This is a genomic window from Yersinia sp. IP36721 (genome assembly GCF_003634395.1).
Classification (GTDB): domain Bacteria; phylum Pseudomonadota; class Gammaproteobacteria; order Enterobacterales; family Enterobacteriaceae; genus Yersinia; species Yersinia entomophaga.
Map to the genome: position 1 here is coordinate 1 of NZ_QCZL01000005.1, position 13,307 is coordinate 13,307.

A 13,307-nucleotide genomic window follows, 5' to 3' on the forward strand; every position below is an offset into this window, starting at 1 on the left:
TTATTATTATTTCTAATGCGGATTTTTATTAAACTTCATTAAATTTGATATTCGTATAAACGAATGTTATTTGCTTTTTTTCATTAACTAAATTAATTACCCCTGAACTGTTAACTAAAATGTATTTTGATGGCCATAATGTTGAAGTTGATATCTGCCCAGACTTTGTTTGAGGCGTTTGTTATCTATCCAAATCCGCAGTGGCCGGATATTAATCCGGCCATTTAGATTATTAATAATCGTAGAGGTTATCTGGGGCTAACTTCAATGGGGAGAAAATCTGATGCACCCCATTCGGCCCAGGAACCGTCATATAAAGATACAGAACGAGCTTTTATTGCGTGTAACCCCAATGCCAGTACCGCAGCGGTTACGCCGGAACCACAGCTAACAACGATCGGTTTTTCCAGATCGACACCGTTAGATTGGAAAATATCCCGCAGAATCTCTGGCGATTTGAGCTGGCCTTGCTCAATCATCTGCCCCCAGGGAATATTGATGCTGCCGGGAATATGCCCTAATCGCAGGCCGGGGCGAGGTTCCGGTTCCGCGCCAGCAAACCGTGGCGTCGGGCGCGCGTCCAGGATCTGCGTGTCCGGTTCGTCTATAGCGGCGAGAACCTGCTCGTAATTTTTAACAGATTTCTCGTTTAGCGTGGCGGTAAACCACTGTGGAGCCGGATTGGCTGGCCCGCTTTCCAGTGGCAAACCGGCTTGTTTCCACTGTTCAATACCGCCTTCCAGCACGCGAACGTCACGGGCGCCAAAAGTGCGAAATGTCCACCAGCCTCGCGGGGCTGAGAAAAGGTTGCCATCGTCATACAACACTATCGTGTGCTGATCGTTGATACCCAATTTACCCATTGCTTCACCGAATGCTTCGGCGCTGGGCAACATGTGAGGCAGATCGGTACTGTGGTCGGAAACCTCATCAATATTAAAGAAAACCGCACCGGGGATATGGCCTTGCTCAAACTCGGCTTGAATATCGCGTTTAGGGTTTAGCCCCGGCGGTGATAGCCGGGCATCCAGAATAACCACTTGTTTATCGTCTAAATGTTCAGCCAGCCAGTGCGGGCTAACCAGAAAAGAAGGGTTCATCGAAAGTCACCTGTCCGTGGGTTAATGAAAATATTTAGCTTACAACTATATATCTAAATTGGGCACAGAGGCTTTTCTCTCGTCACTATCTTTCCCTATTGCGCGTTGGCTCGAATTTTTCCCGTTCCCTTGGTAGGGATTAATACGGGCTTATCAGTAGCGCCGCGGGGGATTTGTGGTGAATGGCTATACTGTATGGTTAGGCGAGTATGCATGCCAGCCGAGCGAGGTTGAAATTCACCCGTTTCACGACCTTGGGGCTGACTACCCATCATGATGATAGCTGGGAGAAGTGGCTAAGTTTGCGTAGGTTTAATGGATAGCCGCTGAAGATTAAACGAACGACTAAGGCAAATAAAGTCGACATAGTTATTGATTTGTTAATAGTTATTGGGTCATAAAGAACCCTGTAACTCATTAAAATCCTTCGATGATAAGAGGCAAACCGATGGCACTAACCCTTACCCTTAGACCTGTTATAGCACTGGCAACCATCATGTTAAGCCTGACGACTGGTCTAGCACAGGCGGCAGATAGCGTGCGTGTGGGGTCTAAAATCGATACTGAAGGCTCACTGCTGGGCAATATTATTGTGCAGGTTCTGGAGGCCAATAATATTAAAACCACCAACAAATCTCAGTTGGGTACGACCAAAGTGGTGCGAGCGGCGATCAGCGCGGGTGAAATTGATATTTATCCTGAATATACCGGCAACGGTGCCTTTTTCTTCTCAAATGAAAAAGATCCGGCGTGGAAAAACGCTCAGGCCGGTTACGAGAAAGTCAAAGCGCTGGATTATGAAAAAAATAAGCTGGTCTGGCTGGATGCAGCGCCGGCAAACAATACTTGGACCATTGCGGTTCGTCAGGATTTAGCCAGTCAAAATAATCTTAAGACGCTGGCTGATTTAGGCAAATGGATAAGCGATGGTGGTCAGTTCAAACTGGCGGCTTCGGCAGAATTTATTGAACGCCCAGATGCGTTACCTGCGTTTGAGCAGGCGTATGGCTTCAAATTAAATCAGGACCAACTGCTGTCGCTGGCGGGAGGCGATACGGCTGTCACCATTAAAGCGGCGGCGGAGCAAACCTCCGGTGTGAATGCGGCTATGGCTTACGGCACTGACGGCCCAGTGGCCGCTTTGGGCTTACAAACGCTGACTGACCCTAAAGGCGTTCAACCGATTTATGCCCCGGCGCCGATTATCCGCGAAGCGACGCTGAAGCAGCATCCTGAAATTCCTGCCGTGTTGAATCCGGTTTTTGCAACTCTTGATGGCTCAACCCTGCAAAAACTGAATGCGCGGATTGCCGTCGAAGGACAGGATGCGAAGAAGGTTGCCGCGAGCTATCTAAAAGAGAAAGGGTTTATCAAAGGTTAATCCTCGTAATGAAATACTGACCGGCGACGGATTGCATCTTTAGCCGGTCATGGAGACTTTTTGTTTATGTTAGTCAAAAACCGCGTGCTGCTGGCGCTGGTGACGTTGCTGATTTTGGCAGGTGCCGGGCTTCCTTTTCTCAGCCACGCGCAGAATCGGTTGATTTCAGGGCAGGGTATTGCCTTCTTGTCTTTATTACATGGGCCTGCGGGGTTAGTGCTGTTGCCCGTTATCGCTTTGATTGCCCTTTCTTTCGTTTCCCCTAAACCTTGGATTTACGCGGTTATTGTCCTGATGGCGGAGTTGCTGCTATTCGGTTTGGTCTGGTTGGCGGGATTTACTGCCTTTCAGCTTTCCGGTGGCGAAGAGAGCCTGGTTCGCACTTCGCTGAGCGGCGCTTTCTGGCTAATGGCCGGATTAACCTTTCTGATTGCCGTCGATAGCCTTTCCAGAGCAATTACCAGCCCGCTGTGGCGTATGTTAGCCAGCGTGCAGGTACTCGCCCCTGTGATTATTCTGTTGTTTATCGGTCAGTTGGATCAACTGTCGCTGATGAAGGAATATGCCAACCGACAGGACGTCTTCGCTGATGCCTTCTGGCAGCACCTCGGAATTTTGTTGGCGACAGTTATTCCTACCGTTTTGCTGGGAATCCCGCTTGGGATGCTGTGCTTTCGTTCTTATCGCCTGAAAACCGCTATTTTTTCCGTGCTAAATATCATCCAGACGGTGCCTTCTATTGCGTTATTTGGTTTGCTGATCGCGCCGCTGGCGGGGTTAGCCGCAGCCTGGCCGTGGCTGGCAAAGCTGGGAGTGAGCGGGATCGGTCTGGCTCCGGCAATTATTGCATTGGTACTTTATGCCTTGCTGCCGTTGGTTCGCAGCGTGGTTGCCGGATTGGAAAGCGTACCGGATAGCGTGATGGAATCGGCGCGGGGAATGGGGATGACCGGTAGCCAACTGTTTGTTCGGGTGCAAATCCCGCTGGCGTTGCCGTTGATTCTATCGGGCATTCGCATTGTGGCAGTGCAAACCGTCGGGTTAGCGGTGGTTGCAGCCCTGATTGGTGCCGGTGGATTAGGCGCTATCGTGTTTCAGGGATTATTAAGCAGCGCATTGGATTTGGTGTTGCTGGGCGTTATACCGGTGATAGTGATGGCCATCGTTGTTGATTCACTGTTTAAATTTATGGTTTCTTTTCTGGATGTGACCCGCCGATGATTCATTTTTATCAGGTTAGTAAATATTTTGCCGGCAAACTGGCGGTAGATAATCTCTCACTGGATATTGCCAAAGGGGAGTTTACCGTCTTGATCGGCACTTCTGGCTCGGGTAAGTCCACGACGTTAAAAATGATTAACCGGCTGATCGAGCACGATGAAGGGCAAATTCACTTTGCCGGTGAAGAAATTCAAAAATTCAAACCCGAAGATTTGCGCCGTCGGATGGGCTACGCGATTCAATCTATCGGCCTGTTTCCGCATTGGACGGTAGAGCAAAATATCGGCACCGTTCCGCAACTGCTTAAATGGCCGCGTGAGAAAATCCGCCAGCGGGTCACGGAGTTATTGAATCTGTTGCAACTGGATGCGGATCAGTTCCGCCACCGTTATCCTCATGAGCTTTCGGGTGGGCAACAGCAGCGGGTTGGGGTTGCCAGAGCGTTGGCTGCCGACCCGGAAGTGCTGTTGATGGATGAACCTTTCGGCGCGCTGGATCCGGTGACTCGCTCAGCGTTACAGTTTGAAATTGCCCGTATACACCAAATGTCAGGCCGAACCATAGTGCTGGTAACCCATGATATTGACGAAGCCTTGAATCTGGCCGATCGCATTGTGCTATTGGATCAGGGGAAAGTGGTGCAGCAAGGCACGCCAATTCAAATGTTGACGCAGCCGGCTAACGATTTTGTGCGTGATTTCTTTGGCCGGAGCGATTTGGGGATCAAACTGTTGGCACTTGGTTGGGCGGCGCAGCGTATGAGGGTTGGGGAAAGCGTGGCGGGAGAGCCGATTTTGGCGTCAACCAGCCTGCGGGAAGCGCTTTCGCTGTTTGTCTCACGTAAAGCCGATAGATTGCAGGTGATCGATGAATTATCACAGCCTCTCGGCGTGCTCTATTTTTCCGATCTGATCGCCAGTCAGGAGCAGCCATGACCTCATCTATTTGCCGTTGGCTATGGCGTAGAGTTACCGATCCATTGATTTGGGCAATATTACTACTGCTGGGATTGGTATTTGGCATGCCATCGCTGCATGGCCTATTTGCCGCCTGGTTCCCCAATCTCGATCGCCCTATTTATTTACAGGATACGTTCTGGTCGTTATTGGAAGCTCACGTGTTGCTGGTGCTGATTTCCAGCCTGATCGCCGTGTTTTTTGGCGTTGCAACAGGCATTGCCGTTACGCGTCCGGCAGGGAAGGAATTTCGTTCGGTTGTAGAAACGGTGGTGGCGATAGGGCAAACCTTCCCGCCGGTGGCAGTGCTAGCGATAGCGGTGCCGGTGATGGGGTTTAGCGAGAAACCGGCAATTATTGCGTTGGTACTCTATGGGTTGCTGCCGATACTGCAAGGCACGTTGACAGGGCTGGAATCCGTGTCTCAGGCCACCCGTGAAGTCGCTCAAGGCGTAGGTATGAGTGCCAGGCAGATTTTGTGGCGCGTAGAATTGCCGCTCGCCGCTCCGGTTATCGTCGCGGGGATTCGCACATCGGTGATCATCAATATTGGGACTGCCGCAATTGCTTCTACGGTCGGTACCAAAACCTTAGGTTCTCCAATCATTATCGGTTTAAGTGGTTTTAATACTGCTTATGTTATTCAGGGCGCTTTGGTTGTCGCGCTGTTAGCTATCATTACCGATATGTTGTTTGAACGTTGGACGCGAAAACTCGCGGCCTGGCGCGAGTTACAATCGGTATCTCCGTCGAATAACCCGTAATTCAGGCTTGTTATCTTCAGCGATACACAGGAGTTTTTGGTGATCTTCTTAATTGTATTCGGAGTGCATCAAAGTGACGCTTTGCCATTCTGGCTGTGTTGACGCAGGCATTGAATCGCTCAGGCGTGCATCAGCGGGCCGATAGCATGCTTTAGCCAGAAGAGCTATTGGTACATTGGCGGCATCCGGACTGCCACTAGTTTGCTCGGTAAATATATCTAGCGGGTAATTAACCTTAATTAGACAGGGAATTAAAGCGGCCCTAACTGAGCCAGCAGCGTGAGAGAGGCTATTGCTGCTGGATTTTCACGTCACCTCTTTCTCTGAATATACACTGATTAACGATATGTGAATTATCGCGGTCAGACAGGGCTTGGCGAATTTATAACATAAACAAAAATAATTAATTAACGGTATTAATTTGCTTACTTATTAACTGTAGTCAGTTAAATAAAAATCGTGTCTGAAATCATTAATGTCTAACACCAGGGTTGACTCAAATATGATTTATATCAATTCGCTTGATTATAATTAATTTTTAATATGTTTATTTATACAGCGTCGTTTCATTTATTAGAAGAAATACAGCCATTCCCTATAATTAAATTAATTGAAGATAACTGTAAATTCATGTATTTACAAATACATACAAAAATATACAAACATTTTTTTATAAATTACGTTTCATCTTACATCTGATTTTATTGGTTATGCTCGAATTACATTCATATTCTATTAATCAATGGCTTGGCTGGTTTATAAAGTCAAAAATATTAATTAATTGTGATGAGTATGTTTTAATTCGTAATATTAAGTAATTTATTGATTTAATTCAATTGGTTGTAGTTGACTGATTTTCTGGTTGATTGTCTATTTTTTATTAATGTTTTTTTACGATTTAGATAATTTACGAATTTTTTACCTACCTAATTGGTTGTTGCGTCATGTTTTTTTGATCAGGATTAAAATTTCCTTAGAAAATTTATTTTCTTTCTTTATAAATTTTATCGTCTATCTTTAAATACGCATGCGGTTATTACTCATTATTTCATCCCATTCCTAGGGGTTTGTAAGGATTACCTATGTCTACAGATGATCAAAAGGTGGGCCTCATTCCTGTCACCTTGATGGTAGCAGGCAATATAATGGGCTCTGGCGTTTTTCTTTTACCTGCTAACTTGGCTTCAACGGGCGGAATAGCTATTTGGGGATGGTTGGTCACTATTATTGGTGCGCTAGCACTTTCGATGGTTTACGCAAAAATGTCATCCTTAGATGATAGTCCCGGTGGTTCCTATGCCTATGCACGTCGCGCATTTGGGCCATTTTTAGGGTATCAGACCAACGTACTTTATTGGTTGGCCTGCTGGATTGGGAATATTGCTATGGTGGTAATTGGGGTCGGTTACCTCAGTTATTTTTTCCCAATCTTAAAAGAACCTATGGTATTAACCATCACTTGCGTAGTGATCCTGTGGATATTTGTTGGGCTGAATATCGTCGGTCCTAAAATGATTACGCGGGTTCAGGCTGTTGCCACCTCATTGGCATTAATCCCAATTGTTGGGGTTGCGCTGTTTGGCTGGTTCTGGTTCAAAGGCGAGACCTACATGGAGGCATGGAACGTCAGCGGACTAGGGACTTTCAGCGCGATTCAAAGCACTTTAAACGTGACTTTGTGGTCATTTATTGGGGTTGAAACCGCCTCTGTAGCCGCTGGGGTAGTTAAAAATCCTAAACGCAACGTACCTATTGCTACCGTCGGTGGCGTATTGATCGCCGCGGTATGTTACGTCCTGTCCAGTACCGCCATTATGGGGATGATCCCGAACGCCGCGCTGCGTGTTTCTGCCTCGCCTTTCGGTGATGCGGCTCGTTTAGCATTGGGTGATACCGCGGGTGCCGTGGTTTCCCTGTGTGCTGCAGCCGGTTGTCTAGGCTCACTGGGGGGCTGGACGCTGGTAGCCGGTCAAACCGCCAAAGCGGCGGCGGATGACGGCCTGTTCCCGCCGATTTTCGGTAAGGTCAATAAAGCCGGTACGCCGGTAGCCGGGTTGCTTATTCTTGGCGTATTAATGACTATCTTCCAAATCAGCAGCATTTCGCCAAACGCGGCGAAAGAGTTTGGTCTGGTCTCTTCTGTTTCGGTCATATTCACTTTGGTGCCTTATATCTATACCTGTGCGGCCTTGCTACTACTGGGGCACGGGCATTTGGGCAAACAGATCAAGACCTATGTCGCCATTACCATGGTTGCGTTTGTGTACTGTATTTGGGCTGTGGTGGGCTCCGGTGCAGAAGAAGTGATGTGGTCATTTGTGGTGCTGATGGTTATCACTGCGCTTTATACATTTAACTATAACCGTACCCACAAAAACCCGTTCCCGCTGGATGCTCCATTGGATAAAAGCAATTAATTCATCACCCCGCGCCGAAAGGGGCGGGGAAGCATAAATCTGATGTTTTGGTCTTATAACAAGGACAACTACGATGATTGATTTAAGTCGTCACAAAAAACGCAACGTTTTGGTGGTGGACAGTAATATTCTCGAAGCCAATACCGCGAATGGACGAGCCGTTAACGAACTGATTGAAGCCCTGAGGGACATTAATTTCAATGTTATTGCCGCCGCGACCTTTGAAGACGGTATCGCTACGGTCGCTTCAGACTCTTCTTTGTGTTGTATTTTTGTTGATTGGACATCCGGTGGCAATGACGATGCCTCCCACAGCCAGGCTTCCGAGCTACTAAAAGAAATTCGCCGCCGCAATAAGGATGTGCCGGTATTACTGATGGCAGAGCATTCTTGTATTAATAGCCTTAGCCTGGAAACCATGCGCTTGGTGAATGAATTTGTCTGGATGCATGAAGATACCGCTGAATTTATTGCCGCTCGCGCCCATGCGCTGATCGTAAAATATTATGAACAGCTGCTGCCGCCGTTTACCAAAGCACTCTTTAAATATACCGAAGATAACCCTGAATACTCTTGGGCCGCTCCCGGACATCAGGGCGGGGTAGCATTCAGTAAAACGGCTGTAGGCCGCGAATTCCTCGATTTCTTCGGTGAAAACCTGTTCCGTACCGATACGGGTATCGAACGTGAATCATTGGGTTCGCTGCTGGATCACAGCGGCCCGATCAAAGATTCAGAAGCTTACGCCGCCCGCGTTTTCGGGGCGCATATGAGCTATTCCATGCTGAACGGGACCTCTGGTTCTAACCGTGCGATTATGGCGGCGGTAGTGGGAGATAAAGAAGTTGCTCTGTGTGACCGTAACTGTCACAAATCCATCGAGCAAGGATTGGTCATGACCGGCGCGCTGCCGGTGTTCTTTATTCCTACACGTAACCGCTACGGTATTATCGGGCCGATTCCCAAGTCTCAATTCAAGCCGGAGTCTATCCAGCAAAAAATTGAGCAAAACCCATTGAAATCACAGGCTAACAGTACAAAACCAGTCTATGCCGTAGTTACTAACTGTACCTATGACGGTATGTGCTACAACGCTAAACAGGCGCAGGATCTGCTGGCGGAAAGTGTTGATCAGATTCATTTTGATGAAGCCTGGTATGCTTATGCCCGCTTCAATCCAATGTATCGGGATCGCCACGCGATGCGCGGTAATCCGGCGGATCACGATCCCGATGGTCCAACGGTGTTTGCGACCCAATCAACCCATAAACTGTTGGCGGCGCTGTCTCAGGCTTCTTATATCCACGTGCGTAACGGTAAGAAACCGATTGAGCATTCTCGTTTTAACGAGTCTTACATGCTGCAATCGACCACTTCTCCGCTGTACGCCATTATTGCCGCGAACGAAGTTGGCGCAGCGATGATGGACGGCGAGCAAGGACACGCTTTGACGCAGGAAGTGATTAACGAAGCGGTCGATTTTCGTCTGGCGCTGGCCAGAGCCCATGATACTTTCGCTAAGCAAGGGGAATGGTTCTTCAAGCCGTGGAACGCACCGGAAATTACCGATGCTAAAACGGGTAAGAAAGTGCCGTTTGCGCAGGCATCTCGCGAGCAGCTGGCAACGGACCCGTCTTGTTGGGTTTTGAAACCGGGGGAAAACTGGCACGGCTTTGATCAATTGGAAGACGATTGGTGCATGTTGGACCCAATTAAAGCCGGCATTATGGTGCCGGGCATGGGTGACGACGGCAAAATGCTGGACAAAGGGATTCCAGCGGCGGTGGTAACGGCCTACCTCGGTCAGAAAGGGATTGTCCCTTCACGGACCACCGATTTTATGGTGCTGTGCCTGTTCTCAGTCGGCGTAACCAAAGGGAAATGGGGAACGTTAATCAACGTATTACTGGAATTCAAACAGCACTACGATGACAACACGCCAATTGCCCTGTGTCTGCCGAATTTGGCGAAAAACTACCCGCAGCAATATGGAAAAATGGGGCTGAAAGACCTGTGTGACGACATGTTCGCCCACATGAAAACCAGCGAAATGGATAAATTGCAATCTGAAGCTTTCAGTAACTTACCTAAACCGGTTACTTTGCCGCGTAAAGCATTCCAGGATCATATGGCAGGTCGGTGTGAATTGCTGCCGATTGATCAATTGGCGGGTCGTATTTCAGCGGTTGGGGTTATTCCTTACCCTCCGGGCATCCCTATCATCATGCCGGGGGAAAGCTTTGGTTCTAACGATGAGCCTTGGCTGCGCTATATCCAGAGCATCGCGGAATGGGGTGAAAAATTCCCAGGTTTCGAGAAAATTCTGGAAGGCTCCGAGCAGAAAGACGGTAAATACTCTATTTGGGTACTGAATAAATAATATTTGGGTACTGAATAAGTCATTACCGATCGTCAAACCGCAGAGAGAATTCTGTTTGTGGTATTAAAGGGCAAAGAGCGATGGACGCGCACTTTGCCCTTTTGGCGTTTAACGGTCTGACAAAGTTAAGAAATATTTATGATTGACAGGGCGTTATAATTTGGACAAAGGCAATGCAGACGTTGTTAAGGAACTGAAAGAGTAACGGAGGGTTGATCTGTCTATTCGCTGTGCCCCCCTCCGCTCGCAGGTGGTTGAATGGGGGAGGGGCTAACAGTCTTTTTACAGCAGCGATGCATGATGAATAGAGTAGTGATTAAGGCTGCTTTTGACCGGCGTTAGACATCCCGGCCGGCGCGATGTCACCCAGCGGAGAGTGTACCGTTTCGGTTTCCTGCGGCGTGGTTGAACGGGTATACATGTTCAGACCCGCCAGGAATACGCCGCCCAGAGAACTCAGAGCCATCACCGCAAACAGGGCGATCAGTAATTTCTTCTGCATAGTTATATTTTCACTTTTTATCGAAACAGCAGGAATTATAGACGGTTCCCTTAGCGAAACAAGGGCGCGGCTTTTAACGCTTACCAATTAAAAACTTGCCCAATGTTATCAATACGACCGCCGAGACAATAACCGCCAGTGCCAGCCACTCGGTTAGAGACAGACTCTCGCCGGCAAATCCGATGCCCAACAATACTGCCACCACCGGGTTAACGTAGGCATAGCTGGTCGCCACCGCCGGAGGGACGTTTTTCAGCAGGAACATATAAGCGCTAATGGCCAGCATTGAGCCGAATACAATCAGGTACATCAATGCCAGAATTCCGCTGGTGGTTGGCGGTTGCGTCAGTTTTTCTCCGCTTAAGGTTGAGCCCAGCAGTAATACTACGCCAGCAACTAACATTTGAGCCGCGCCAGACATCGCGCCTGCGGGTAATGCCAGTTTGGAACTCCAGATCGAACCAAAGGCCCAGCTCGCCGAAGCCAGTAGAATCATCAGCGCGCCGGTAGGATTTCCCAGTAAATTGCTGCCAGTATTCAGCAAAATGATACCAACCAGTCCCAGCCCAATGCCAGCCCACTCCAGTTTGGTATTCTTCATGCCCCACAGCATACTAAAACACAGGGTAAATAGCGGAACGGTGGCGACCATAACCGCCGCGATACCGGAAGGAACGTGCTGATGTTCAGCAATAGTCACCAGCCCGTTACCAATGGCTAATAGCAAAATTCCGATGGCGCTGGCCGCCAGCCATTGGCGTGGTGTCGGTAACTGATGGCCGCGAATAGCCAGAAAACTGAACAGAATAATCCCCGCCACCAGATAACGAATCCCGGCCATCATCAACGGAGGCCAGCTTTCTACGCCAATACGAATCACCAGATAGGTAGATCCCCAGACGAAATACAGCGTGAAAAGCGCACCAATTAACGCCCACGGGTTACGGCTAGTTTGCTTTAGCATGATTCTTCAACAGGTAAGGACGGGAAAGAGTGGTTTAGTAAACATGATCTGGCTGATGATAAGCAAAGGATTAAATCTGTTTTTTGCCCCATTATCTATGGGGATAAACTCCCCGCAATCAATAGGTCTTTATCTATCGTATTTTTGGCGTCAATGGATTGAGGATATTTGGACACATTTAAACCAATGAAAATTTTTTTCTGATATAGCATGCTGAATAAATCAGCATTTTCAGTTATTGGTTTGGAGTCCCGCTTGAGAATATTGAACATTCGAGGGTCAGTGCCAGGTATTCTGGGGCTGGCGATGACTTACGGGTTGCTAAGCCATAGCGCAGCCGCCAGCCCACCCTATGCATTTTTATCTACTGAAGATCTCCAGAAGAATCGGCAGCTTATTACTGAGCAGCAGGCGCCGGAACTCACTCAAGAAGCGTATTCCCAGCTAATTCGACAGGCGGATAAGGCGTTAGCGCGGGAAAATATGAGCGTGATGGATAAACGCATGACGCCACCCAGCGGTTCTAAACATGATTATCTCAGTCTTAGCGCCTATTGGTGGCCGGACAGCCAGCGCCCTGACGGTTTACCCTGGGTTCGTCAGGACGGCGACATTAATCCGGCCAGTAAAAATGAGGACAGCGACGGCGTTCGGCTGGCGGACTTCACCGCGCAGGTGCAGGCTCTGACACTAGCCTGGTATTTCTCCGGTCAGCAAAAATATGCGGATAAAGCTGTCGGGATGATCCGAGCGTGGTTTTTGGTACCGGCTACGCGGATGAACCCAAATCTTAATTTTGCTCAAGGCGTTCCCGGCGTGGCAGAAGGGAGAGGTTCTGGTGTGCTGGACGGACGTTATTTCGCTATCCGAGTCGTGGATTCGCTGATCATGCTGCGTAAAAATCCGAGCTGGACGGCGCAGGATGAACAACAAATGCATCAGTGGATGACGGATTATTTGTATTGGTTGCAAACCAGCCCGTTGGGAAAAAAAGAGGCGGCGGCTAAAAACAATCACGGCAGTTGGTACAAAGTGCAGGTTGCCGGAATTGCCTGGTATTTGCAGCGTGACGACTTGGTGTTGGACATGGCCGAACAGATGAAGCCGCTGCTGAATTATCAGTTGGAGGCCAATGGCGCACAGCCGTTGGAGTTGGCTCGAACGCGTTCTTTCCATTATAGCGACTTTAATTTACAGGCAGTGACGCAACTGGCTACGCTGGCGAACAACCTGCATTTGGATTTATGGCGCTACCAAACGCCTAACGGCAGCGGGTTACTGAAAGCGCTGGATTTTATGGCACCTTATATCGATAAAAACCTAGATTGGCCTTATCCCACGCGGGATCGCTTTGGCATTCGGTTGATACCTTTATTGAGTCAGGCGGACAAAGCGTTGGGCCAACCTCGTTATCAGCATTGGATCGCTCTGGGCAGTTTCAGCCCCCCGACAGGAAAATCTGTAGCCAAGGCTCGTGGGGCGGTGAACGGGGCTTTACGAGATAACTGGCTGCTCCAGGCTCCCGAGACGCGTTAATGTTGTGTATGAATGAGATTAACATATAAAAAAGCCGGGAATTAATCCCGGCGAATGACCTGAAAAATACTTCATATAAAATGAGG

General features: G+C 48.6%; 10 protein-coding genes. 7 read left to right on the plus strand and 3 right to left on the minus strand.

Annotation, left to right across the window (positions count from 1 at the left end):
- Positions 1-248 precede the first annotated feature (248 nt).
- Entirely contained in the window at positions 249-1,100 is an 852-nt protein-coding gene (sseA, locus tag DBA33_RS06465) for a 3-mercaptopyruvate sulfurtransferase (RefSeq protein WP_064512644.1), read from the minus strand.
- A 448-nt stretch (positions 1,101-1,548) separates the two neighbouring features.
- On the opposite strand from sseA, the gene DBA33_RS06470 reads away from it, so the two are divergent.
- From DBA33_RS06470 to DBA33_RS06495, 6 genes are all read left to right on the plus strand, one after another.
- Positions 1,549-2,481, plus strand: coding sequence for an ABC transporter substrate-binding protein (locus DBA33_RS06470; protein WP_120805938.1), 933 nt, complete (start codon positions 1,549-1,551; stop codon positions 2,479-2,481).
- Positions 2,482-2,547: 66 nt separating this feature from the next.
- A complete protein-coding gene (locus DBA33_RS06475; RefSeq protein WP_120805940.1) occupies positions 2,548-3,702 on the plus strand; it encodes an ABC transporter permease in 1,155 nt (384 codons plus the stop codon).
- On the plus strand, positions 3,699-4,637 hold the full coding sequence (locus DBA33_RS06480; protein ID WP_064512650.1) for an ABC transporter ATP-binding protein: 939 nt from the start codon (positions 3,699-3,701) through the stop codon (positions 4,635-4,637). Before DBA33_RS06475 ends, DBA33_RS06480 begins: the two co-directional genes overlap by 4 nt.
- On the plus strand, positions 4,634-5,422 hold the full coding sequence (locus DBA33_RS06485) for an ABC transporter permease (protein ID WP_162975172.1): 789 nt from the start codon (positions 4,634-4,636) through the stop codon (positions 5,420-5,422). Before DBA33_RS06480 ends, DBA33_RS06485 begins: the two co-directional genes overlap by 4 nt.
- A gap of 1,082 nt (positions 5,423-6,504) precedes the next feature.
- Positions 6,505-7,839 carry an arginine/agmatine antiporter gene (gene adiC / locus DBA33_RS06490; RefSeq protein WP_064512653.1) on the plus strand — a complete coding sequence of 445 codons (1,335 nt, stop codon included), beginning with the start codon at positions 6,505-6,507 and terminating at the stop codon, positions 7,837-7,839.
- Between the two features lie 73 nt (positions 7,840-7,912).
- Positions 7,913-10,219 (plus strand): Orn/Lys/Arg decarboxylase N-terminal domain-containing protein, encoded by a 2,307-nt coding sequence (locus DBA33_RS06495; RefSeq protein WP_120805942.1) that lies wholly within the window; start codon positions 7,913-7,915, stop codon positions 10,217-10,219.
- Between the two features lie 316 nt (positions 10,220-10,535).
- On the opposite strand, the gene DBA33_RS06500 is transcribed toward DBA33_RS06495, so the two are convergent.
- Together DBA33_RS06500 and yedA are read right to left on the minus strand one after the other, a co-directional pair.
- Complete coding sequence (locus DBA33_RS06500; protein ID WP_064512658.1) at positions 10,536-10,721, minus strand: hypothetical protein; 186 nt, start codon at positions 10,719-10,721, stop codon at positions 10,536-10,538.
- Positions 10,722-10,794: 73 nt separating this feature from the next.
- Positions 10,795-11,685, minus strand: a complete 891-nt coding sequence (yedA, locus tag DBA33_RS06505; protein WP_120805944.1) for a drug/metabolite exporter YedA — start codon at positions 11,683-11,685, stop codon at positions 10,795-10,797.
- Between the two features lie 210 nt (positions 11,686-11,895).
- On the opposite strand from yedA, the gene DBA33_RS06510 reads away from it, so the two are divergent.
- A complete protein-coding gene (locus DBA33_RS06510) occupies positions 11,896-13,221 on the plus strand; it encodes an alginate lyase family protein (RefSeq protein WP_064512661.1) in 1,326 nt (441 codons plus the stop codon).
- Positions 13,222-13,307: the final 86 nt, after the last annotated feature.

Coding starts and splice junctions, on each gene's coding strand:
- sseA (WP_064512644.1), bottom strand. CDS start 1,100: ATGAACCCTTCTTTTCTGGTTAGCCCGCACTGGCTGGCTGAACATTTA.
- DBA33_RS06470 (WP_120805938.1), top strand. CDS start 1,549: ATGGCACTAACCCTTACCCTTAGACCTGTTATAGCACTGGCAACCATC.
- DBA33_RS06475 (WP_120805940.1), top strand. CDS start 2,548: ATGTTAGTCAAAAACCGCGTGCTGCTGGCGCTGGTGACGTTGCTGATT.
- DBA33_RS06480 (WP_064512650.1), top strand. CDS start 3,699: ATGATTCATTTTTATCAGGTTAGTAAATATTTTGCCGGCAAACTGGCG.
- DBA33_RS06485 (WP_162975172.1), top strand. CDS start 4,634: ATGACCTCATCTATTTGCCGTTGGCTATGGCGTAGAGTTACCGATCCA.
- adiC (WP_064512653.1), top strand. CDS start 6,505: ATGTCTACAGATGATCAAAAGGTGGGCCTCATTCCTGTCACCTTGATG.
- DBA33_RS06495 (WP_120805942.1), top strand. CDS start 7,913: ATGATTGATTTAAGTCGTCACAAAAAACGCAACGTTTTGGTGGTGGAC.
- DBA33_RS06500 (WP_064512658.1), bottom strand. CDS start 10,721: ATGCAGAAGAAATTACTGATCGCCCTGTTTGCGGTGATGGCTCTGAGT.
- yedA (WP_120805944.1), bottom strand. CDS start 11,685: ATGCTAAAGCAAACTAGCCGTAACCCGTGGGCGTTAATTGGTGCGCTT.
- DBA33_RS06510 (WP_064512661.1), top strand. CDS start 11,896: ATGCTGAATAAATCAGCATTTTCAGTTATTGGTTTGGAGTCCCGCTTG.